This window comes from Candidatus Omnitrophota bacterium, from assembly GCA_028699255.1.
Taxonomy (GTDB): Bacteria; Omnitrophota; Gorgyraeia; order 2-01-FULL-45-10; family 2-01-FULL-45-10; genus FEN-1322.
Window position 1 is genome coordinate 58,110 of the sequence record JAQVUX010000007.1, and the last position, 22,055, is coordinate 80,164.

General features: G+C 49.1%; 25 protein-coding genes. 2 read left to right on the plus strand and 23 right to left on the minus strand.

Annotated elements, in window-relative coordinates; all coding sequences use genetic code 11:
* Positions 1-22: 22 nt before the first annotated feature.
* The 18 genes from PHS46_06560 to PHS46_06645 form a co-directional block, all read right to left on the minus strand.
* Positions 23-568, minus strand: a complete 546-nt coding sequence (locus tag PHS46_06560) for an arginine decarboxylase, pyruvoyl-dependent (protein ID MDD3906171.1) — start codon at positions 566-568, stop codon at positions 23-25.
* Between the two features lie 36 nt (positions 569-604).
* Entirely contained in the window at positions 605-1,489 is an 885-nt protein-coding gene (gene speB / locus PHS46_06565) for an agmatinase (GenBank protein MDD3906172.1), read from the minus strand.
* Positions 1,486-2,484, minus strand: a complete 999-nt coding sequence (locus tag PHS46_06570) for a hypothetical protein (GenBank protein ID MDD3906173.1) — start codon at positions 2,482-2,484, stop codon at positions 1,486-1,488. Before PHS46_06570 ends, speB begins: the two co-directional genes overlap by 4 nt.
* An 18-nt stretch (positions 2,485-2,502) precedes the next feature.
* On the minus strand, positions 2,503-3,045 hold the full coding sequence (locus PHS46_06575; protein MDD3906174.1) for a peptidylprolyl isomerase: 543 nt from the start codon (positions 3,043-3,045) through the stop codon (positions 2,503-2,505).
* Positions 3,046-3,064: 19 nt separating this feature from the next.
* Positions 3,065-3,235: a hypothetical protein gene (locus tag PHS46_06580; protein MDD3906175.1), complete on the minus strand. Its 171-nt coding sequence runs from the start codon at positions 3,233-3,235 to the stop codon at positions 3,065-3,067.
* A complete protein-coding gene (locus PHS46_06585) occupies positions 3,236-3,697 on the minus strand; it encodes a cytidine/deoxycytidylate deaminase family protein (protein ID MDD3906176.1) in 462 nt (153 codons plus the stop codon).
* Positions 3,697-4,956, minus strand: coding sequence for a serine hydroxymethyltransferase (locus PHS46_06590; protein ID MDD3906177.1), 1,260 nt, complete (start codon positions 4,954-4,956; stop codon positions 3,697-3,699). Before PHS46_06590 ends, PHS46_06585 begins: the two co-directional genes overlap by 1 nt.
* A gap of 8 nt (positions 4,957-4,964) precedes the next feature.
* Complete coding sequence (gene rpiB, locus PHS46_06595; GenBank protein ID MDD3906178.1) at positions 4,965-5,414, minus strand: ribose 5-phosphate isomerase B; 450 nt, start codon at positions 5,412-5,414, stop codon at positions 4,965-4,967.
* Positions 5,411-6,508 carry an L-threonylcarbamoyladenylate synthase gene (locus PHS46_06600; protein ID MDD3906179.1) on the minus strand — a complete coding sequence of 366 codons (1,098 nt, stop codon included), beginning with the start codon at positions 6,506-6,508 and terminating at the stop codon, positions 5,411-5,413. Before PHS46_06600 ends, rpiB begins: the two co-directional genes overlap by 4 nt.
* Positions 6,509-7,015 (minus strand): 5-(carboxyamino)imidazole ribonucleotide mutase, encoded by a 507-nt coding sequence (purE, locus tag PHS46_06605; GenBank protein ID MDD3906180.1) that lies wholly within the window; start codon positions 7,013-7,015, stop codon positions 6,509-6,511.
* Between the two features lie 35 nt (positions 7,016-7,050).
* On the minus strand, positions 7,051-8,343 hold the full coding sequence (purD, locus tag PHS46_06610) for a phosphoribosylamine--glycine ligase (GenBank protein MDD3906181.1): 1,293 nt from the start codon (positions 8,341-8,343) through the stop codon (positions 7,051-7,053).
* Positions 8,328-9,350: a phosphoribosylformylglycinamidine cyclo-ligase gene (gene purM, locus PHS46_06615; GenBank protein ID MDD3906182.1), complete on the minus strand. Its 1,023-nt coding sequence runs from the start codon at positions 9,348-9,350 to the stop codon at positions 8,328-8,330. Before purM ends, purD begins: the two co-directional genes overlap by 16 nt.
* Before the next feature lie 4 nt (positions 9,351-9,354).
* Complete coding sequence (locus PHS46_06620; GenBank protein ID MDD3906183.1) at positions 9,355-10,059, minus strand: phosphoribosylaminoimidazolesuccinocarboxamide synthase; 705 nt, start codon at positions 10,057-10,059, stop codon at positions 9,355-9,357.
* 22 nt (positions 10,060-10,081) lie between these two features.
* Entirely contained in the window at positions 10,082-11,374 is a 1,293-nt protein-coding gene (gene purB / locus PHS46_06625) for an adenylosuccinate lyase (protein MDD3906184.1), read from the minus strand.
* Between the two features lie 93 nt (positions 11,375-11,467).
* Positions 11,468-12,415, minus strand: a complete 948-nt coding sequence (locus tag PHS46_06630) for an acyl-CoA dehydratase activase (protein MDD3906185.1) — start codon at positions 12,413-12,415, stop codon at positions 11,468-11,470.
* The gene (locus tag PHS46_06635; protein ID MDD3906186.1) at positions 12,412-13,341 is read right to left on the minus strand and encodes an acyl-CoA dehydratase activase-related protein; all 930 of its coding nucleotides are present in this window, start codon (positions 13,339-13,341) and stop codon (positions 12,412-12,414) included. Before PHS46_06635 ends, PHS46_06630 begins: the two co-directional genes overlap by 4 nt.
* Before the next feature lie 745 nt (positions 13,342-14,086).
* Positions 14,087-14,515: a prepilin-type N-terminal cleavage/methylation domain-containing protein gene (locus PHS46_06640; GenBank protein MDD3906187.1), complete on the minus strand. Its 429-nt coding sequence runs from the start codon at positions 14,513-14,515 to the stop codon at positions 14,087-14,089.
* Entirely contained in the window at positions 14,512-15,972 is a 1,461-nt protein-coding gene (locus tag PHS46_06645; protein ID MDD3906188.1) for a hypothetical protein, read from the minus strand. The genes PHS46_06640 and PHS46_06645 overlap by 4 nt, the downstream gene beginning before the upstream one ends.
* An 86-nt stretch (positions 15,973-16,058) precedes the next feature.
* Here PHS46_06645 and PHS46_06650 point away from each other — a divergent pair, with 86 nt between their 5' ends.
* Positions 16,059-17,549, plus strand: coding sequence for a saccharopine dehydrogenase C-terminal domain-containing protein (locus PHS46_06650; protein MDD3906189.1), 1,491 nt, complete (start codon positions 16,059-16,061; stop codon positions 17,547-17,549).
* A 2-nt stretch (positions 17,550-17,551) separates the two neighbouring features.
* On the plus strand, positions 17,552-18,694 hold the full coding sequence (locus tag PHS46_06655; GenBank protein MDD3906190.1) for a type III PLP-dependent enzyme: 1,143 nt from the start codon (positions 17,552-17,554) through the stop codon (positions 18,692-18,694).
* Between the two features lie 288 nt (positions 18,695-18,982).
* Here the strand turns inward: PHS46_06655 and PHS46_06660 are convergent, their stop codons facing one another.
* The 5 genes from PHS46_06660 to trxA form a co-directional block, all read right to left on the minus strand.
* Positions 18,983-19,420, minus strand: a complete 438-nt coding sequence (locus tag PHS46_06660; GenBank protein MDD3906191.1) for a group I intron-associated PD-(D/E)XK endonuclease — start codon at positions 19,418-19,420, stop codon at positions 18,983-18,985.
* A 93-nt stretch (positions 19,421-19,513) separates the two neighbouring features.
* Positions 19,514-19,792, minus strand: coding sequence for a septum formation initiator family protein (locus tag PHS46_06665; protein ID MDD3906192.1), 279 nt, complete (start codon positions 19,790-19,792; stop codon positions 19,514-19,516).
* Positions 19,774-21,060, minus strand: a complete 1,287-nt coding sequence (eno, locus tag PHS46_06670) for a phosphopyruvate hydratase (protein ID MDD3906193.1) — start codon at positions 21,058-21,060, stop codon at positions 19,774-19,776. Before eno ends, PHS46_06665 begins: the two co-directional genes overlap by 19 nt.
* Positions 21,057-21,656, minus strand: a complete 600-nt coding sequence (gene purN, locus PHS46_06675; GenBank protein ID MDD3906194.1) for a phosphoribosylglycinamide formyltransferase — start codon at positions 21,654-21,656, stop codon at positions 21,057-21,059. Before purN ends, eno begins: the two co-directional genes overlap by 4 nt.
* Positions 21,657-21,673: 17 nt before the next feature.
* A complete protein-coding gene (gene trxA / locus PHS46_06680; GenBank protein MDD3906195.1) occupies positions 21,674-21,988 on the minus strand; it encodes a thioredoxin in 315 nt (104 codons plus the stop codon).
* Between the last annotated feature and the right edge of the window lie 67 nt (positions 21,989-22,055).

Genomic DNA, 22,055 nt, shown 5'->3' on the forward strand with positions numbered 1-22,055 from the left:
AACGCCCGCCTTAAATCAAAAATCAGAATAGGAATACGGCCGCCGCGACCACGGTGGAATAGTTGCCTTCCGGGCCTACGACAGCGGATTGGGTGGTATTAGACGTGCGGATTATTTTGTCGCTTAATTGATATATCGCCTTATTCTCGTCCCACGATTTATCCTCATCGAATTCGAGCCCAAGCGTGGACGCCAACATTTCTACGGCGAGATCTTCGGCAAGATCGCCTGCGACTTTTTCATTTTGGCCGAAGGAGTGATGCTCGCTCAAGTAGCCGTACGCCTGTCGGTCCGCGGGAACCGCGCAACCGATCGATGCCGCGATAAGCCTGTGAGGCTCGTTGCCGCAACATCGCGACATGACAGCGTAAGTTATCATACCCGGGTAGAGTTCTTTTAACCCTTCGTTTTTCGATATAACCTTGCATTCGGGCGGCAATATGCTTGAAACATGGACAAGATTGCACTTTTCAATACCCGCATCGCGCAAAGCAAGCTCAAAGCTCCGCAATTCCGCCTTATGGACACCGACGCCTTTGGTGAAGAACATTTTTTTCGGCACTAACAGGTTTTTTCTCGGAACGAGCAGCATCTTTAGTCCTCTCTATTTCTTTCCCGCGAATACATAGCCCAGCAGTTTATAGATAAGTTTCGCCGCCAGGAAGTCGGACGCTATCTGGTCTTTTATCGGACAGAGCTCGACGACATCAAACCCCACTATCCGCCTGTCTCTGGATACATCCCTCAAAAGATCGAGTGTCTCATACCAGCCGATCCCGCCCGGTTCCGGCGTGCCGACGGCCGGGACTATCGCCGGATCGAATACATCGAGATCTATCGACACATATACATCCTCGCTTAAAGAATTCGTCGTCTTATCTTTCCACATTGGCGTATCGAGTATATCGTATACGCTTATAGACTTTATCCGGCCGCCAGCCTGAGACGAAGAGAGGAAATCCTTCTCTTCCTTCGACATACTGCGGATGCCGACCTGGACGATCGGGCACATTTCGCTTATACGGCGCGCAACGCATCCGTGGTTTAATTTTGAATTGAAGTATTCGTCCCTCATATCATAATGCGCGTCAAGGTGAAGGACGGATATATTCGGATATACCTCCTTGAAAGCCTTAACCGCGCCTATAGACACCGAGTGCTCTCCGCCCAACATTACAGGGAACTTGCCCGCTCTCAGAAGCTCCTGCATAGCGGCGCAAACTTTATCGACCATCTCCTGCGAAGCCAAATTTCCTACATTAAGCTCATCCATCGTATGGATGCCTATCTTAAACACCTCCTGATTCAGCTCGTCGTCATACAGCTCGAGATACTTGGAAGCGTCGATTATGGCGGAAGGCCCTTTCGCGGTGCCGTGTATATAGGTAGTCGTCTTGTCGTAAGGCGCCTGCACTATGACGGCTTTGGCTCTCTTATAACTTGCGTACTCATCGGGAAGGGCTGTAAAATTTTTAGTCTTTTCGCTCATCGTTTAAGTTTTTTCGAAACCTCTTTTGTCATTTTAAAAATATCCACCGCGGTCCTCTCATTAAGAGTGCCAACCCCGCAGGACGGAGTAATCATAGATGAAACGGACAGTATGGCTCCGGCGCTCTCCAGCCTTCCTGCAAGCTTTTCCGGCGACTCTTTCGCAACCGCATCCGAGGTCGGCACAACCCCCCAGGCGATCGTCCCGCCGCGGGACTGAAACTCTTCCAGCTCACGGCGATACAGCAGGAACTCTCTGGTAAAATTATAGGCGTCGAAGCTTATTATGTCAACGCCGCTTTTCAAAAGAAGCGGCCAATCCGTATTGCCACAGCAATGCAGGCCGCACAGGGCCCCTTCGTCTTTTATAGCCGTTATAAGTTCGGTAAGCCTCTCGATGGCATCGCCGGCATTTATATTAACGTAACTTGAGCCGAGCGATACCAGCGACGGCTCGTCTATAAAAATAATAACCCCGGACGAGAACGCTTTCAGCTTCCTTATCTGCCATCTGGCCTTCATCGCGAGGACTTTGGTCAATACCTCAAATAGGTCTTTATCATAAAGCACCGCGCGTTTATCTAAATCTGTGAGAGAAAGCGCGTAACTGACCGGCCCTACCGTCTGGCCTTTTAAAAATTTCACGCCTTCGGGCAAGCTCTGCGCCATACGGAGAAAAGCGTAAAAACCTTTCGCATAATCTTCCGATATCTTAAAATATTCTACGTCGCAGGCTAAGTATTTTTCGTATACGCTTTCGATCTCGGCAGAGGCTTTCGCGGCGTTCACATTTATCGTTCGCTTCTTCTCATCGAGAACTATCCCCGGCAGGCCCTCGGAGAACTGGACATACATGTTCTCTAAGAATGATGTCCGCACCATCTGCGGCCAGAATGGTATCGCAGGGAAGTTATCAAAGATTATCCCGCATGCCGCCTGAGGGTCGCTAAATGGTACGGAACCTACACCTGTCGCGTCAAAATTGAATTTCGTCAAAACTTTCCCTCGAAATTTTTACTTTAGATACGCCTTGATAATTTTCTGCTCGGCTACAGGCTTGTCGCCCGCGCCCGTCGGCATATTCTCGATCTTCTCTACGACATCGTAGCCTGATGTGACTTCGCCAAATATCGTATGGCGTTTTTCAAGCCATGGCGTCGGGGCAACTGTGATAAAGAACTGACTGCCGTTTGTATCGGGTCCTCTATTCGCCATTGCGAGGATACCCTTCTTATTAAATGTAACGCCATCTTTGAACTCGTCGGCAAACGTCCCGCCCGATGCGGAATCCCCGCCGCGGCCGGTACCCGTGGGATCACCACCCTGGATCATGAACCCTTTTATAACCCTGTGAAATATCGTTCCATTGTAATAACCCTTTTCTACAAGCGCTTTGAAATTTTCACATGCCTTAGGCGCTGTTTCAGGCATAAGTTTTATTTCTATATTACCCTGCGTCGTTTCCAACACTACCGTATTTTTCTCCATACAGAAAACCCCTTTCGCAAAAACGCTTACCAGTAATAACGCCAAAATAACCGTAAACAGATTTCTCATGACGCTCCTCCATCTTTCTTTAAAATTGTCTCGTAACGCGCCCGACTCCGATATCATCGATCCCCGCGGTCGTGTCCTTACTTATCTCAAGGCCGCCTTCTTTCAGCGGTAAATTGGCGCACCCGGCAAGAATAACACACACCGATATCGCAAAGATCGCCACAAATATCGCGGAACTCGGACGCGCCATCTAAACGGTTCTCACTTTCACCTTTGCTTCACGCAACATCTCTTTCGCCATCCTGTCCGGATAGTCGCCTTTTATCACCACTTCGGTAATGCCGGCGTTTATTATCATCTTGGCGCAGATAACGCACGGCTGTGTAGTTGAATAAAGCGATGCGCCTTTAAGACTCGTTCCGTGCAATGCCGCCTGCAGGAACGCATTCTGCTCGCCGTGAAGCCCGCGGCAGAGTTCATGGCGCTCGCCGGACGGGATATTGAGTTTCTGGCGGATGCATCCGACTTCCTCGCAATGGCGTATCCTCGACGGCGCGCCGTTATATCCGGTCGCCAGTATCCGCTTATCTTTCACGAGAACCGCGCCTACGTTACGCCGAAGGCATGTCGAACGCCGTGAAATAAGTTCCGCGATCCCGATAAAATACTCATCCCAACTCGGTCTTTTTTTGTCGGCCTGTGTTTTTTTCACTATTTTACGAGCCTCCGTATCAGATTTTTATATAACGGAAATTTTTTGGTCAACCTTCCGACTTCCGTCTTGACGCCTTTTAATTTCTTAGTATTCGAAGGATCGCTTAACACCTCATCGATAAGCACAGCGATGCGGCGCATCTCGCTCTCTTTCATGCCGCGTGTCGTAACCGCCGGGGTTCCTATGCGTATACCGCTTGCCACAAACGGCGGTTTCGGATCGAACGGTATCAGGTTTTTATTTACCGTTATCCCGACCGTATCCAGTACGGAAGCGGCTTCCTTGCCTGTTATATTCCTGGCTGTAAGATCGACTAAAAACAGATGCGTGTCGGTCCCGCCGGCCACTATCCTGTAACCGAGCCTGGAAAGCTCGTCGGAAAACGCTTTCGCGTTCTTAAGTATCTGCTTCTGATATACCTTGAATTGAGGGGCAAGCGCTTCTTTGAAACATACCGCCTTGGCGGCGACGATGTGCATGAGCGGCCCGCCCTGCAAACCGGGGAATATCCCCATATCTATGTTCTTGGCAAATTCTTTCCTGCACATTATGAACCCGCCGCGGGGCCCTCTCATCGTCTTGTGCGTCGTCGACGTAACGAATTGCGCATATGGTACCGGGCTCTGGTGAAGGCCGGAGGCGACGAGTCCCGCTATATGCGCAATATCGACGAAAAGATACGCGCCTACAGAATCGGCTATCTCCTTAAATCGTTTAAAATCGATCGATCTCGGATAAGCGGACGCTCCGGCGAGTATCATTTTAGGCTTCGATGCTTCTGCGATACGGGCGATCTCGTCATAATCCAGCATTTCGGTTTCATGGCTTAAGCCGTACGGCACCATATTGTAAAATTTACCCGAGAAATTATGCGGATTTCCATGCGAAAGATGCCCTCCGCAGGCAAGGTCCATCGCCATGACGGTATCGCCGAGTTTCACCGCCGCGAAATATACGGCCATATTCGCCTGAGTACCGGAATGCGGCTGAACGTTCACGTGTTCCGCTCCGAAAAGTTTTTTGGCGCGATCTATCGCTATCTCTTCGGCAATATCGACATTGTGACAACCGTTATACCAGCGCGCATTAGGATATCCTTCGGCGTATTTATTCGTAAGGCACGAGCCCTGCGCTTCGAGCACCTCTTCGGAGACGAAGTTTTCGCTCGCTATAAGCTCAATATTATCATTCTCCCTCTTCGTCTCGTCGAGAATTGCCCTGTATATTGCCGGATCTTTCTTCTTCAAATTACCCATACTACCCCCTATTTCAACTTCGCCTCTATCTCTTTTATCTGTTTTACGCGTCTTTCATGGCGATCACCCGCGGCCTCAGTTGTGAGCCATATCTTCAGTATCTCTTTTGCCTTGGCCGCATTCGTGTAACTTGCCGCAAGCACCAGGACATTGCAGTCATTATGCTCCCGCGACGACTTCGCCATGGCTTTATCGTAACACGCCGCCGCGCGCACACCGTGCACCTTATTAGCGATTATAGCCATGCCGACGCCTGTCTTGCAGATCAGTACCCCTCTTTCGGCCTTGCCTGCGGAAACGGCCTTAGCCACCTCGAATCCTATCATGGGATAGTCGCAGGAATCTTTCGAATGCGTTCCCATGTCTTTTACTTCGTATTTTTTATCCGTTAAAAATTTTATAATCTTCTCTTTGAGTTCGTATCCGCCGTGATCGCTTCCTATGGCAATTTTTTTCATAAAATCCCCGCTATCCTCTCTACTTCTTCTTTTATTACATTTAGGCACGCCCTATATCCGGCGGCATCCATCCCTATCGGATCGGGTATCTCCGGATCCGCGGGCTTTCCCGACACCATTCCATACTCTCGTAACAAAAAAGTCTTGCCGGCGGCCTCGGGCACCTGTCTTATTATTTCGCTCTTGTGTGCCCGGCTCATTACAAATATCAGGTCGGACTCTTTTATAATATCGTCGGTAATGCTCGTGGAGCGCATGCCCGACACATCGACACCTTCGGAATCCATCACGTTTATAGTCTCGACCATAGGCGGAAATCCGTCTATAGCCCGTGTCCCGGCTGAACGTACCGTTATACCGGGCTTGCCGAGTTCTTCCAGGCGTTTTTTAAGCAAACCTTCCGCCATTATCGAACGGCAGGAGTTGCCGGTGCAGATAAATAAAACCGATTTAACGTTGGGCATAAAATTACTGTTTATTTTTATGGCTTCCAATATTTCCGCGGTGCTTATCGCCCCTTCCCGCAATACCTTCGGCGGCGTAACGCTCATATCCACAACCGTCGATTCTATGCCGACTTTTGCGGGCCCGGCTGACAGTAAAATATCTATCAGGCCGTCCATCTGCGCTAAAACCTCCTGCGGGGTCACCGGGGGAGTGCGTCCGCTTATATTTGCGCTGGGCACAGCTACCGGAAATCCCGCATGCTTAAGAAGCATGATGGCCGTCTTGTTCGCCGGCATCCTGAATCCGGTCTTTCGGCCGTCGCCCGTTTTCAATATTATCGTAAGAGGGCCGGGCCAGTATTTATCAACGAGCGCTTTTGCCTGAGGCGCCAGATCACAGCCAAATTTCGTTATCATGGCAATGTCGCAGATCATGACGGTAAAAGGCTTATCCGCAGGCCTTGCCTTGACTTTGTTCAATCTCGCGATCGCGCGCTCGTCCAGAAGATTGGCGCCCAGGCCGTAAACCGTTTCGGTAGGAAACGCCACGAGCTGTCCGCTTTTTAGCGCGTCGGCGGCGACAGCTATTATTTTTTCATCCGGATTTTCCGGATCTATTTTAAGAACAAGTGTTTTTATTTTTTCCACTTACAAATTACACTTTACGCATTTTTTATTTTTCTGCCTGATGTTATCGCAAAGTTCTTTTTTAAATTTCACGAGCTGTTTCTCGATCCTTTTGTCGTTAAGACTAAGTATCTGGAGCGCCAATAATCCTGCATTCCTGGCTCCGGAGACACCTATGCTGACCGTAGCCACCGGTACCCCGGACGGCATCTGGACGGTTGAAAATAATGAGTCGATACCTTTCAATTCTTTAGTCTCCATCGGAACGCCTATTACCGGCAGTGTGGTATGGCTGGCGATGACTCCCGCAAGATGCGCGGCTCCGCCGGCGGCCGCTATTATGACTTTGAAGCCCCGGGCTCTGGCTGAGGCCGCAAACTTAGCCGTATCATGCGGCGAACGGTGCGCGGACAATATCTTCATCTCGTATCCCGTGCCGTTATCCCGCAGGATCTTCGCCGTTTCGTTCATGACCGGCATATCGGAATCGCTTCCCATCACGATCGCAATAAATGTTTTTTTAGGCATTGAGCCTCCTTAAAATTACACTCACTAAATGCGGATTATTTCCTTTTGATCGCCCGCGCTCCTATATCTCTTCTGTAGTGCATCTTATCAAAATGCACCGCCCTGACCGCATTATAACAATTGTCCATCGCTTCCTGCATATTGTCTCCGAGAGCGGTAATATTTAAAACCCTGCCACCGGATGTAATAAGTAATCCCTGCGCGTCCGTAGCGCGTCTGCCAAGTTTTGTGCCCGCATGGAATATTATGACATCTTTCATCGCCGCCGCTTCATCGAGGCCTTTTATCTCCATACCCTTATCGAACTTATTAGGATATCCGCCGGAGGCCGCCACGACCGATACACAAGGCCTGGGATCCCAGACGAGAGAAAGGTTCGCGAGATTTCCCGCGGCCGAACGCTCCATCGCCTCGACCAGATCGCTCTTAAGCCGCGGCATTATAGCCTGCGTTTCGGGATCGCCAAAACGGGCGTTGAATTCCAGGACAAACGGGCCATCCTTAGTTATCATTATGCCGGCGTAAAGTACACCTCTATAAGGTGTGCCCTCCTTCGCCAGCGTATCTATGATCGGCCGGAGCATCTTATCGATTATCTCTTTAAAAAGAGATTCGGTAACAACAGGTGCGGGAGAATACGCGCCCATACCGCCCGTATTGGCTCCCATGTCGCCATCGAATATTCTTTTATGATCCTGGCTTGAGGCAAGCGGCACTATATTTTTACCGTCGGAAAGGACTATTATTGAGGCCTCTTCACCAAAAAGGCAATCTTCTATTATAATTTTATCGCCCGAAGCGCCGAATACCCTATCGACCATCATCGTCTTTAAGGCCGTCTTCACGTCACCGATAGTCTTGCATATCACCACGCCTTTGCCGGCGCATAAACCATCCGCCTTTACGACGAGCGGCAGTTTCCTGCCCGAGGCATATTTAACAGCGGCGTCAAAATCGCTGAATACCTCGAAAGCGGCCGTAGGAACAAGCGCGCGCTGCATAAGGCGTTTCGCGAATATCTTACTGCCCTCTATCGCGGCGCAATCTTTCGTCGGGCCGAATATCCTTAAACCTTCCTTCTGAAATCTATCGACGATACCTTTTACCAGCGCCGCTTCCGGGCCGACCACGGTAAAGTCTATTCTGTTGGATTTGGCAAATTTCAGGAGGGAGTCAACATCATCCGCTTCTATATTGACGAGCTCCGCCACATTAGCAATACCACCGTTACCGGGAGCGCAATAGATCTTCGAGCATTTAGTACTCTGGGCTATCTTCCAGCATAGCGCATGTTCCCGCCCGCCGGAACCGACTACAAGTATCCGCATGAACATCCTTCCCGGATGATAACTTCCTTCTTACCTTTTATGACACTGCCTATAAGGTGCGCGCTGACGCCGGAGGCCTTTAACACCGCGATCGATTTATCGGCATCGGCCGGCGACACTACAACCACCATGCCTATGCCCATATTGAGCGCCCTGTACATTTCTTTATCGTCGACTCTCCCGGCCTTCTTTATCTTTAAAAATATCTCCGGCACCCGCCACGAATCTTTATATATCTTGATGGCCATGCCGGACGGTATTATCCGCGGTATCTTATCGTAGAAAGCGCCGCCGGTTATATTGGCAATACCTTTAATATCTATCTTCTTTTTAAGCTCAAGGACGCTCTTACTATAAAGCCGCGTCGGCGCCAGAAGCTCTTTCGAATATCTCTTCAACTCTTTAGCGCCAAACGCCTTCCTGATGAGCGAATAACCGTTCGAATGCGGTCCGGTCGATTCCAGGCCTATTACCACATCGCCTATCTTCGTAGCATGTCCGTCGATAACATCTTTTCTATCTACGATACCGACGCCAAACCCCGCAAGGTCGTACTCACCCGGCGCGTAGATCCCCGGCATCTCCGCCGTCTCTCCTCCTACCAGCGCGTATCCGGCTTCGCGGCAACCGTCGGCGATGCCTTTCACGACATCACGCAAAACGGACGAACGTATCTTCCCCGTCGAGACATAGTCGAGAAAGAAGAGTCCCTCCGCGCCCGAACAGAGTATGTCGTTGGCGCTCATCGCGACTAAGTCTATGCCGATCGTGTCGTGTTTATCGGCTAAGAATGCTATCTTGAGTTTTGTGCCGACCCCATCGGTAGAGGATACGAGTATCGGATCCGCGAACCTGCGGAAGTCGGGCCTGAAGAGCGCGCCGAAAGAACCGACCTCGCTCATGACACCCTTTATCTTAGTCGAAGCGGCAAAGCGCTTGTACGACTTCACAAGCTCGTTCGCCTTATCGATATCGACTCCGGAGGATTTATAAGTTAATCGCTTCATTTTCTTACTCCAGCACCCGGCGCAGGACCTCCTGGTATGCTTCTTCGACACCGCCCAGATCGCGGCGGAAACGGTCTTTATCGAGCTTCTCGTTGGTCTCTTTATCCCAGAGCCGGCAAGTATCCGGAGAAACTTCGTCGGCTAAAATTATCTTGTTCTTGTAACGGCCGAACTCAAGCTTGAAATCGACCAGCGTAAGAGCCTTGGAATTAAAGAATGTCTTGAGCGCCTCATTAACCATAAATGAGTATTTCTTTATCGTATCAAGCTCTTTATCGGTAGCGATATCGAGGGCCCTGATATGATATTCGTTGATAAGCGGATCGTGGAGCTTGTCTTCCTTGTAATGATATTCGAGAACCGCCTCTTTTAAAACTATCCCCTCCTCGAGGCCGAGGAGCTTCGCCATGCCGCCGGCTACGATATTACGCACCGTAACCTCGACGGGCACTATCTGCACTCTCTTGACAAGCATATCCCTGTCGTTTAAGCGTTTCACGAAATGCGTAGGTATCCCCTTCTTCGACAGGAGTGTAAATATTTTTTCGGATAACTTATTATTTATAATGCCTTTGTTAACTATCGTGCCCCGCTTCGTCGCGTCGAAAGCCGTAGCGTCGTCCTTAAACTCCTGTATTAGTAAATCCGGGTCTTCGGTCTCGAACAATATCTTGGCTTTGCCTTCATATATCTGTTTCAATTTATTCATCTCTTCTCCTATCCGGTATGCGCTAAATCCCTACTTTTCTGAATATCCTGTCGACATTCTTCATGTAATATTTGATGTCGAATATCTCCTCTATCTCCTCTTCATTCAAGACCGAGCGGATACCGTCGTCCGATAACACCGCGGCCTTGAATTCGATCCCCGCTTCTTTGGCGTTAAAAGCCGCCGCCTGTATTTTGTCATACGCCTCATTGCGAGTAAGCCCTTTATCTATCATGTTAACCAGAAGGCGTCCTGAAAACACGATCCCCTTGGACATATTCAGGTTCTCGAGCATCCTGTCCTGGTGGACTACTAAATGGGCTATAATATCCATGAATTTGTTCAGCATATAATCGAGCGCGATCGTCGAATCCGGGAGGATAACACGCTCCGCCGACGAGTGCGATATGTCGCGCTCGTGCCATAGTACCATATTCTCCATTGAGACGAGCGCGTTCGCGCGGAGTATCCTGGCAAGGCCTGCGATCCTCTCGCATGTGATAGGGTTCTTCTTGTGCGGCATGGCGCTCGACCCCTTTTGCGTCTTCGAGAAATACTCTTCGACCTCGCCTATCTCCGTATGCTGGAGGTTCCTGAATTCCGTCGCGAATTTCTCGAGGGACGTTCCCATGATAGCTATGGCACTCAAAAACTCCGCGTGGCGGTCACGCTGAAGTATCTGGTTCGATGAGCGCGCGGGTTTGAGGCCGAGTTTTTTGCAGGTATACTCCTCCACAAACGGGTCGATATTCGCGTATGTACCGACGGCGCCCGATATCTTCCCGACGGATATCGTCTGGCGGGCGCGTTCCAGGCGTTCAAGCGAACGCCGCGTCTCATCGTAATATAACGCCAACTTCAGCCCGAATGTCGTAGGTTCCGCGTGGACAGAATGCGTCCTGCCGGCCATAAGCGTCTTCTTGTGTTGACACGCCTTGCGAGCCATTATCTTTAGAAGTTTTTGCGCGTCTTCGATCAGAATATCACAGGCATCGCGCATCTGGACTGAAAGCGCGGTGTCGAGCACATCGCTCGAGGTAAGCCCCATGTGTACATATTTCGCGTCTTCACCGATGTGCTCGGAGATGTTCTTTAAGAAAGCGATGACGTCGTGGTTCGTCTCCAGTTCGATCTCGCGTATCCGCTCGACGCTAAAACGAGCCTTCTTCTGTATCTGGAATAAGGATTGCTTGGGTATCTTCCCGAGCCTTGCGAGAGCCTCGCAGGCAAATAGCTCGACATCGAGCATAGCTTTGAAGCGGTTCTCGTCGCTCCATATCGCCGACATCCTGGGCAGTGAGTATCTGGGTATCATGTATCCGCCTTATGGTAATTGACTATATTTAGAGATAATATTTTATATTATATTGCGGGTGAGTGTCAACCTATTGTTTGAGAAGGCAATTCGCTACTCTTTATGCTTACCGCATCTTGAACCAAGATGGCCTGCAGTACTATTATTAACCAATATCCTGGTAATATCGCACCGGTTCGGGCAATCATCGCATATAAAAAATTCCGTTCCAATATCGTCCTCCAGCACATCGAACCCTTTAAACTTTGTCTGCCCGATACCTTCTTTTATCGCAAGAAGCGCCGCCCCTATAGCTCCGGTGATCTTGTGCTCTTTCGGCACAGTCATCTTTAGCCCCAGTTCACGCTCGAAAGCGGCTACCACACCCTGGTTGGAGGCTACCCCACCGACAAATACGACTGGCGTGAGAATAGGCCTGTTCTTCGCGACGCTATTTATAAAATTCCTCACAAGGCCTTCGCACAGGCCGTTGACGATATCTTCCGCCTTACATCCCATAGCGGCTTTATGTATCATATCGCTTTCCGAAAATACCGCGCACTTGGCCGCGATGTTAACTTTGAGCGTCGATCTCGAAGCGTAATTGCCAAATTCCTCTATGGGTATTTTAAGCCGGTGGGCCTGAGACGTTAAAAAGGAGCCGGTGCCGGCGGCGCACAGTGTGTTCAGGTTATACCAGACAGGTACGCCGTTTTTGAGCGCTATCGCCTTGGAATCCTGTCCGCCGATCTCGATGATAGAGGCAACGCCTGAATCATAATGCAGGGCAGACACCGTCTGTGCCGTCACTTCATTTTTAATAATATCGGCGCCCATAAGAAGCGCTGCTATCTTCCTGCCGCTACCGGTAACGCCTACACCATCTATCCGAAAATCCTGTTTGTGCGCTTCCTCTCTTATCCGATGTAGCGCCTGCTTAAGCGCCTTGATCGGCATTCCCGCGGTATCCAGGTAAACACTGGAGCGCAAATTCTTTTCTTCGTCCAGCACCGCCATCTTGACAGAGACCGAACCTATGTCAACTCCGAGGAAAAATTTCACCGAGCGTCCTTTCTCATCTTCACCATATCCGCAAACGACTCTATCCTGGTCTGCCAGTGTGTTTCCAGTGTCGCCTCATCTATACTCAGAAACAATACCGGCATATTATAGTCACGGCTTATACACTCCACTATAGGCTCAATGGCCGTTTCCGGATTGCACGCAAAAGGCTTAAGCATCACAACGCCGTCGTAGCCTTCCTCCGCATACTTAACCATTTTTACCAGGTTCTCGTTGGCATGGCCGCCAATCCTCGCAGGAAAATATTTGCCGGCTATCCTGCCATATCTGCTTACACCGCTTATACCGAACATGTCCTGGAAAAGCATTTCTAGATTCGTAGAAAGACACAGCCACCTATCCACAAACAGGCCCATACTTTGCAGCTTTTTGACTATATCCATATTGAGCGTACTTTCATTGCAGACATATACTTCGCCTATTATGCCTACCCTGGTATCTGAAGAAATATTTATTTTTTCTTCGACAGCGTCGAGCGCCTTTACTTTTTTAAAGAACTCCGCCATTGTCTTTATCAGCTTCAGCAATGATATATCCGGGAATATCCGTTTTATGTCGCGGTAAAATTTGAGCGGCCGGCGCACGCTCAAAGAACACATCCTGAAATCATAACCGAGATCCTTCATTATCCGAGCCTGCACAACGGCATAACAGCGCAAAATACACCAACCATACGTATTAGCCATAACGATCGTGTCGGCCCCGCCCTCCACCGCCTCGATCATAGTACCGAGAGTTATCTTGAACGGATAGCATATGTCGCCGGGCGAGTATCTGGTACCAAGTTCGATGGTACGTTTAGTTATAGGCGGAGGGTCGACAACTTCAGCGCCGAGTTCCCGGAAAAGCCAGGATAAAACTACGGTATATTGGCCGTATCGAGGAAATGATAATTTTGGTTTCATGCATTATCTTTCGAAAGCGATGGTAGGCGTAGCATTGATACCCACGAGTATGTCGCCATAAATAAACACACAGCTTGTGCAAAAGTTATACCCATAAATATAGGCGGGCTATCCACTCTAAAAAATTCGATGAAAAACCTACCGATGCAATATAAAAAAAGAGTTAGCAGGAAAGTCTTCCCCGGAATGTTTTTCCACCTTCCATATACAACTCTGGCTGTTAGATATACGGTAATAAGCAGAATGGCCTCATATATTTGCGTAGGATGCCTTACTATATTATCAACTAATTCGAATGTAACCCCAAAATACGAGCCTGTGGGCCTTCCATAACAGCAACCCGCCATAAAACATCCGACCCGTACAAAAGCCTGGCTAAATATAAGGAACGGCGCAAGGTAATCTGCTAAGGTCGGAAAATCTTTACGGGCAATTATCGAATAAACGGCAATCGCTATTATGTTAAATAGCAGGGCTCCAAAATAAGCAAATCCGTTTTTCATTGAAAAAATATTTGGAATCGTGAGTCTGTGATATCCTTGATACAGAATGATATGCAATATTCTTGAACCGAGTAAACCCATTATAAGAAATGTAAAACCGATGCACGCCAACGCCGTACGGCTCATTATAAAATCACGCGGTCTCAAATATATTATTAGCGCAATACAGATAAAAGCGCCGGAAAGAAGTAATACATGCCAACTCGAAATAGTTGCATTACATATGTTAATGTTCGGACACATTAGTACCCAATCGAACCATTTTGATCCATAGTAATAATACCTATATTTTCAAAATATTTTGTTGTTGCCAGGCACCCTTTACCTGTAGTTTGCGCGGTAGAATTAAATGTACCGATAAATGTGGTGGTCGTAGCGGAAACACTATACTCGAGGGATTCGGTATATCGGCCATTCATATATATATCTTTCATATAAACACTTAAAGGCCCGGCGGCCCATTGATTTTTATTTACGCTTACATAACTACCATACTCGATGTAATACAACTGTTCCGCCGTCCTGATAGTACCAAGTGTAACTATTGCTTCTGACTGTTTCGCTTTCTTTATATTCCCCGACATCATAGGAAGCGCTATTGCCGATAATATACAAATAATAATAATTACTATTAATAGTTCTATCATTGTGAAACCTTTTTCATTTATCATTGTCGCCTTCCGATCCAGGTATTTGTCGCCGCGTAGTGCCATTCGACTCCGGGAATTGCCGGACGGGAAGCGTAACTACCGCGAACTATCAACCTGTCCTGCGAACGCATCCTGGCAACCCACGGCGCGAACGCTTTGCCTGATTCATAGTTCCAGTGTATCTTCCTTAGTATCGCGAGATCCTCCGGCGGCATCATCGCCGGCTCAAAACCCAGTATATATTTCCACGGCGCCTTCGGGTTTTTAAAGAATGTCTGGTAGAAGACATTCATGTCGTCGCTGTATATTATGCCGCCCGGCTCAGGAAGCCATTCGGCCTGTTTCGGATCTTCCCGAGACAGGTATTCCGCGGTGAGGTTATAAGTCCATCGGCTGTTTACGTCGGAGCCGGCGGCCAGGAATAATACTGCCGATACGGCTACCGCTACCGCGGCTCTGCGCCATGACATGGGATCGAGAACTTCGGTAAATACGCCGTTAATCTCGGCCATTATCCAGAATATTGCCGCTGTCATGCCCCAGTCGGTCCAGAAACGGGACGCGAGAAACCCAAAAGCCCATCCCGTCACGGCAAGTATAAATATCGGGTTATCGATAACTTTTACGTCCCACTTGCCACGCGCCTTACGCCAGATAAGCATACTGAGGACAAGGAGCACGGTTATTGCATCGCCGCCAAACGGCTGGAACTCTCCGACGAGAAGGCGCCTGGCCTGCACATCTCCGAAAGCGAGCATCATATGGGTCAGTGTCTGTTTGAGAAAAAGATACGGATGGCCCGTGAGCGAAGCGCCGGCCAAAATACCTATGCTTACGCATATCGCGAAACGGAGCCCTGCGCGCCACTGCCGCGCGAGGAAGAAGCAGGCAACCGGCAACGCAAAAAGATACCAGCTGGCGTGTATCCACGTCGAGAGAGCGACAAGCGCGGTGATAATGCCCATAACGGCAAACGGCGCGCTCTTCTCTTTAAGACGCGGCCACAAGAAACAGAGCGTCAATATAACGGCCATCGTAAAGATATAGGGCCGTCCGAGGAAAAGCCGTATCATAAGATGCGGCGCGCAAACTACGACGGCCAGAAGCGCAACAAGCCATGCTTCGGGGAAATCAAGGAAAAATATAGGAATAATGCAGAACAATATAAATAAAGCCGTGACGGAAAAAAATACGAGAGTATCCGGGCCGCATCCTATTGCGCGCTGGACGGCGCCCAGGATAGCGTGCCAGCCCGGATGACTGTCCATTTTGAATTCCGGGCGCAGAACGAGTATTTGGTCCCACGCCTTGCCGGAAATGACTTTGGCTGAATGGCGCAGGGCGTCGTCGGGCGGCAAAAAACCGTAAGACATGACCTTAAGCGGTATGCATACGATAACCGCGACAGCGAGGCAAAAAACCACTACAGGGATGAACTCTCTTACGGCATCGAGCGCTTTATAGTTTTTTTGCGGCATAATCCCCTTTTAATTATAAGAGATAATATTACATTTATTTCGCCCCGTTGTCAATGTAGTTGACATGGGCGGCATTATCAATTAAAATGAAACGCACTACGAAAAAAATAGGAGAAAAAAACGACATGATAGAGTTCAAAAATAAAGTTCTTATTATAGGTTACGGTTCGGTATGTAAATGCGTGCTACCCATATTATTTAAACACGTCCGCATCCCTTATAAAAATGTAACGATAATCGATTTTGAAGATAAGCGCGAAGAACTGCGTGAATGGATCAGGAAAGGCATTACGTACCGCCGCGAAAAGATAACGCCCTCGAACATAACTCACGTCCTGGCTAAATATGTTTCGTCGGGCGGGCTTATAATAGACCTGGCGTGGAACATCTCCTGTATCGACATACTTACCTGGTGCCACAATAACCATGTACTTTATATCAACACCTCCGTCGAAGAATGGGACCCGTATACAAACATAGAAGCAAAGCCACCCCTCGAAAAATCGCTTTATTACAGGCATATGGAACTGCGCCAGGTAACGAGCAGTTGGGAAAACTCGGCGATTACCGCTATAGTCGATCATGGGGCGAACCCCGGACTCATCTCGCATTTTACGAAGAAAGGCCTTATAGATATAGCGGGTAAACTAATACGCGATAAAGCGGTTACCAAAAAAGACGCTAAAGAACTCGAAGGCCTTATGCGCGAAAAAGATTTCGCCAATCTTTCAATGAAACTCGAAGTTAAAACTATCCATTGCTCCGAACGCGACACTCAGGTCACAAACAGGCCGAAGGAAGTCGGCGAGTTCGTCGGAACCTGGTCGATCGAAGGCTTGAGGGAGGAAGGCATATCACCGGCTGAGATGGGATGGGGCACTCACGAAAAGATGCTTCCACCATTCGCCAACGCGGCAAGTTACGGCCCCGGCAACCAGATATTTATTTCACAGATGGGTATGAACACATGGGTCCGCTCCTGGGTTCCTGGTTATGAAATTATTGGCATGGTCATAAGGCATGGTGAAGCGTTCTCGATATCGGAGAAGCTTACCGTCTGGAAAAACGGAAAGCCCATATACAGGCCGACAGTCCATTACGCCTACATGCCATGCAATGAAACACTAACTTCACTCTACGAACTTCGCTGTAGAAACTACGACCTCCAGCCAAAGCTCCGCATAATGTCGGACGAGATAACCGGCGGTGAAGACATCCTCGGCGCGCTCATAATGGGACACAAGTATAATTCGTGGTGGACCGGGAGCGTTCTCAGCGTAGATGAATCAAGAAAACTCGTCCCCCACCAGAACGCGACAACGATGCAGGTCGCTATTGGCGTCGTCTCCGCTACAACGTGGATGATAGAAAATCCGCACAAGGGCGTCTGCGTGCCCGACGACCTGCCTCATGATTACATACTGGATATAGCAAAACCGTATCTTGGGAAGCTGGTGTCGCAACCTTACAACTGGACGCCGCTCACCAATTACAGGGCATTCTTTAAGGAGAATCCAAACTCCTCGCTCGATACGAAAAACCTCTGGTGCTTCAAGAACTTCATGTTCAGGGATTAATCATGGAAGAGATAAACTTACCGGAATTAAAAAAGATCGCGGAAAAGAACGGTACGCCCGTATTGGTAATAGATCACGAGAAGATACGGCAGAACTATAAGGAGTTTCGCGAAGCTCTGCCGCGCATACAGGCCTATTACGCGGTCAAGGCTAACTCCACCCCGGAGATCGTGGAAACACTCTATAAGCTGGGCGCGAGTTTCGATGTCGCCTCGTTCCCGGAGTTCCGCATCGTTTACGAGAATATAAAGAATATGCCCTCCAAAGAGCGGCAGGATTTCATCTGGGACAAGATAATTTACGCCAACACGATAAAACAGGTCGAGACATTGCGTGAGCTCGACGTATATAAGCCGCTCGTTACCTTCGATAATCCCGAGGAATTGAAGAAGATAGTAAAAGACGCGCCGCACGCAGGGCTCGTCTTACGCATACGCGTCCCGAACACCGGATCGATGGTCGAGCTTTCATCAAAGTTCGGAGCGGATCCCAGTGAAGCGGTAGACCTGATAATAGAAGCGTTCAAATCCGGGCTTGTGGTCGAGGGTATAAGTTTTCACGTCGGAAGCCAGTGTAATAATTTCGAAAATTATATGCAGGCTCTGCAAATGTCGTCGGACATAATGAGAGAGGCCGCATCGCGCGGGCACAAGATAAACATATTGGACATAGGCGGCGGCTTCCCGGTCAGATATAACAGCAAAGTGAAAGCTTTCAAGACCCTGGCTCGCAAATTAAATACCGAGATAAACAGGTTATTCCCAAAAGATATCGAAATACTCGCGGAGCCCGGACGGTTCATGGTGGCCAATGCCGGTACACTTGTAGCCAAGGTCATAGGAAAGGCTATCCGCGACGAGAAGACGTGCTACTACATAGACGATGGCATCTATCACACCTTCTCGGGGATCCTTTTCGACCACTGCACCTATCCTCTGAAGGCGTTCAAAGATGGCGAGACAAAAGTATCGGCCGTATTCGGGCCGACCTGCGACGCACTCGATACCATATCTATCGCCGAGGAGCTTCCGGAGCTTGAGATAGGCGATCTGGTCTACGCGGAAAATATCGGGGCATATTCAATAGCGTCTTCGACATACTTTAATGGCTTCCCGCCGGCAAAAGTAGTGCATATCAATAAATAACATCCGTCATTGCGAGCGAAGTAATACATTAAAAAAGCTATGGCTTTAAGCCATAGCTTTTTTAATTTGGTAGCGGGGGTCCGATTCGAACGGACGACCTTTGGGTTATGCTTACCACTACAGCTTTCGCTGCCTCCGAGCTATCGGAGTTTGTAGTCCGGACTATACCTTCATCCTATATGCTATCAGGATGCCTGCCGTCTAGTCTCTACACCTTCCCGCCGGTATTCTGACGGGCTTGGCTCGGTATTACCATTTCAGGCTTCACCGAGTTTGACAGGTTTTCATTTAGCCGTTACCGGCTAAACAGCCCTTGGACAATAATTCCCATCGCTCTTTATACATCGCCGATCTAGGTTTACGTTGCCGCTTCTTCGTCTCTACCAAGCTGATACCGCTCTTATAGGTAGAAAATTCAAAAAACGGGATAACGTAAAATTTTTCCAACCGCTCGATGTACACTATTGCAAAGTCAAAGTCGTTTTCGCCATAACGCGATCTTAACATACGCCGGCGATTCGTCTTTGTCCTGCGGGTATCGACAGTATAACTACCATTGTAATACCACGCGCTCTTCACCTGTATTTTTAGAAGCTTCCCACCTACATCGAGTGCAAGATCATAGGGCAATCTATCCCCTACCGGCCTTAGCACTCTGAAGCCTCTTTTGAGTAGCGCGGTTACAACGGCAGACTCTGCAATATCAGCTTTGAGCTTTGTGTCCATAACTTGAGCCCAACGAGCTACCAGGCTGCTCCACCCCGCAATGTAATTTTATTATAACAAAATACGTCGGAGTATTGCAACTCTTATTATTTATTATTTCCTGACCGAAACCTCTTTCATGACGATCTCGCCTTTGCGGACTAAGCCCATTTTCTCCCGGGCCTTCTTCTCCACGTAATGGATATCCGTCTCGAGCAGTCTCTTCTCTTCAGCCAGCTGGGCATTCTCGATCTTCAGGCTTTCTATCCGCTCCTCGAGCTTACTATTCTTGTAGCGCAGTTCCTGATACTTCGCAAATGGCGGCAGAAATATAACAACCAACACGCCGAGGATGATATAGAATTTAAACGATCCTACCTTTTTCTTCCCCATATCTCCTTGCCGTACACCGCTTTCTTGCCCAACTCTTCCTCTATGCGAAGAAGTTCGTTATATTTGCAGATCCTGTCCGTTCTGCACACGGAGCCGGTCTTTATCTGCCCGGTATTCATCGCGACCACAAGATGCGCTATCGTCGTATCTTCCGTCTCACCGGAGCGGTGTGAAACGACGGAGGTGTAGCCGTGCTTTTTCGCCAGATCCATCGTATCGAGCGTTTCGGTAAGGGTGCCTATCTGGTTTACTTTTATAAGGATGGAATTTGCGACTTTCTTCTCGATGCCCATGCGCAGACGCTTCACATTCGTGACGAAAAGGTCATCGCCGACCAACTGTGTCGTCTTACCGAGCCTATCGGTGAGCGCCTTCCAGCCGGCCCAATCGTCTTCCGCCAGGCCGTCCTCTATCGATACGATCGGATATTTCGCAACCCAGTTCGCGTAGAACTCGACCATGTCTTCAGCCGAATTTTCCTTTTTCTGTTCGGCTTCGAGGGTATATTTACCGTTCTCGTAAAAGGAACTCGACGCGGGATCGAGCGCTATGCATATATCTTTGCCGGGCTTATAGCCGGCCTTCTCTATCGCCGCTAAGATAACCTCTATCGCTTCATCATTCGATTTCAAGTTCGGCGCGAATCCGCCCTCGTCCCCGACAGAGGTCGAGAGTTTCTTGTCGTGCAGTATCTTCTTTAAATTATGAAATACCTCGGCCCCCCATCTGAGCGCCTCGGCAAAAGAATTCGCGTTGACAGGCATTATCATGAACTCCTGCAGGTCGACATTGTTGTCGGCATGCAGTCCGCCGTTCAATATATTCATCATAGGTATCGGTAATATCTTCGCCTTGTCTCCGCCGATATACCTGTATAAAGACATCCCCTTCGATACCGCGCAAGCCTTTGCCGCGGCAAGCGACACGCCCAATGTAGCGTTCGCGCCAAGACGCGCTTTATTCGGAGTACCGTCCAGGTCTATCAAAAGTTGGTCGAGCTCGCCCTGTTTCAGGGCGTCTTTTCCTTTGATCGCCTTCTTTATCTCACCGTTGATATTAGCTACGGCCTTCAACGTGCCCTTCCCCATATAACGCGTCTTATCGCCGTCGCGCAACTCCACCGCCTCGTGCTCGCCCGTCGATGCGCCGCTCGGCACCGCCGCGCGGCCGAACGAACCGTCGTCCAAAAGTATGTCGACCTCAACCGTAGGATTGCCCCTGGAATCCAGTATCTCGCGCCCTATTACATCTTTAATAGCAGTTTTCATTTTCTTACTACACGCCTCCCTTTTATCTTTAACTTTCCCTCGACGAACAATTTTATCGCTTTCGGATAAATTTTATGCTCCTCGGCATGCACACGCCGAAGAAGCGTCTTCTCGGTATCGCCGTCTTTTATCTCTACGGTTTTCTGCAATATTATCGGCCCGTTGTCAAGTTTCTCGTCGACGAAATGGACCGTCGGGCCGGTAACCTTTGCGCCGTATTCCAGCGCGTCTTTTATTCCGTGTGTCCCTTTAAAGGACGGCAAAAGTGACGGATGAATATTTACGATACGGTTTTCGTACTCTTTGATGAAATACCCGCTCAAAAGGCGCATATAACCGGCAAGCACTACAAGACCCACCTTCTTCGCCCGTAATGCCTCTATGATCTTCCTGTCAAAAGCCTCGCGCGTATCGAAATCTTCAGGATCCAGAACGAGTGTATCTATCCGGGCTTTACCGGCGCGCTGAAGCGCGAACGCGTTCTTATTATCACTCACAACAAGCGCTATCTTCGCGGGTATATACCCCGAGCGGACCTTATTGATGATAGCCTGGAGATTGGAACCGTTGCCCGAACATAAGACAGCGATATTCACCCGCGCACCTTCTTCTATTATATTAACGACTTTATCTTGCTCTCGATCGCTTCTTTCGAATTTACGCCGGTGATCCTGGCGGCCTCTTTGCCGTCCTTGAAAAGGACGAGCGTCGGTATATTCATTATGGATAATTCCGTCGCTATCTCGGGGAATTCATCGACGTTCGACTTCATCACTTTGAGCTCACTTCCCATCTCATGAGCTATCCGCTCCACCGACGGGGCAATGATCTTGCAGGGCATACACCACGGCGCCCAGAAATCGACAAGCACCGGTTTTAACGACCTCAAAACCTCTTCCTCAAAACTCTCCTGAGTTAACTCCAACATCTTTACCCTACCCCCTATTTTCTGCAACATTATAAAGGCTGGTTTTTTGCAGGATCCGGCCTATTTG

Excerpts from the sequence above, each read along its gene's own strand:
- eno (MDD3906193.1), bottom strand. The coding sequence starts at position 21,060 with ATGAAAACTGCTATTAAAGATGTAATAGGGCGCGAGATACTGGATTCC.
- rpiB (MDD3906178.1), bottom strand. The coding sequence starts at position 5,414 with ATGAAAAAAATTGCCATAGGAAGCGATCACGGCGGATACGAACTCAAA.
- PHS46_06660 (MDD3906191.1), bottom strand. The coding sequence starts at position 19,420 with ATGGACACAAAGCTCAAAGCTGATATTGCAGAGTCTGCCGTTGTAACC.
- PHS46_06590 (MDD3906177.1), bottom strand. The coding sequence starts at position 4,956 with ATGGGTAATTTGAAGAAGAAAGATCCGGCAATATACAGGGCAATTCTC.
- PHS46_06620 (MDD3906183.1), bottom strand. The coding sequence starts at position 10,059 with ATGAATAAATTGAAACAGATATATGAAGGCAAAGCCAAGATATTGTTC.
- PHS46_06655 (MDD3906190.1), top strand. The coding sequence starts at position 17,552 with ATGGAAGAGATAAACTTACCGGAATTAAAAAAGATCGCGGAAAAGAAC.
- PHS46_06665 (MDD3906192.1), bottom strand. The coding sequence starts at position 19,792 with ATGGGGAAGAAAAAGGTAGGATCGTTTAAATTCTATATCATCCTCGGC.
- speB (MDD3906172.1), bottom strand. The coding sequence starts at position 1,489 with ATGAGCGAAAAGACTAAAAATTTTACAGCCCTTCCCGATGAGTACGCA.
- purB (MDD3906184.1), bottom strand. The coding sequence starts at position 11,374 with ATGATACCCAGATACTCACTGCCCAGGATGTCGGCGATATGGAGCGAC.
- PHS46_06640 (MDD3906187.1), bottom strand. The coding sequence starts at position 14,515 with ATGATAAATGAAAAAGGTTTCACAATGATAGAACTATTAATAGTAATT.
- PHS46_06575 (MDD3906174.1), bottom strand. The coding sequence starts at position 3,045 with ATGAGAAATCTGTTTACGGTTATTTTGGCGTTATTACTGGTAAGCGTT.
- PHS46_06580 (MDD3906175.1), bottom strand. The coding sequence starts at position 3,235 with ATGGCGCGTCCGAGTTCCGCGATATTTGTGGCGATCTTTGCGATATCG.
- purD (MDD3906181.1), bottom strand. The coding sequence starts at position 8,343 with ATGCGGATACTTGTAGTCGGTTCCGGCGGGCGGGAACATGCGCTATGC.
- purE (MDD3906180.1), bottom strand. The coding sequence starts at position 7,015 with ATGCCTAAAAAAACATTTATTGCGATCGTGATGGGAAGCGATTCCGAT.
- purM (MDD3906182.1), bottom strand. The coding sequence starts at position 9,350 with ATGAAGCGATTAACTTATAAATCCTCCGGAGTCGATATCGATAAGGCG.
- PHS46_06645 (MDD3906188.1), bottom strand. The coding sequence starts at position 15,972 with ATGCCGCAAAAAAACTATAAAGCGCTCGATGCCGTAAGAGAGTTCATC.
- trxA (MDD3906195.1), bottom strand. The coding sequence starts at position 21,988 with ATGTTGGAGTTAACTCAGGAGAGTTTTGAGGAAGAGGTTTTGAGGTCG.
- PHS46_06635 (MDD3906186.1), bottom strand. The coding sequence starts at position 13,341 with ATGAAACCAAAATTATCATTTCCTCGATACGGCCAATATACCGTAGTT.
- PHS46_06650 (MDD3906189.1), top strand. The coding sequence starts at position 16,059 with ATGAAACGCACTACGAAAAAAATAGGAGAAAAAAACGACATGATAGAG.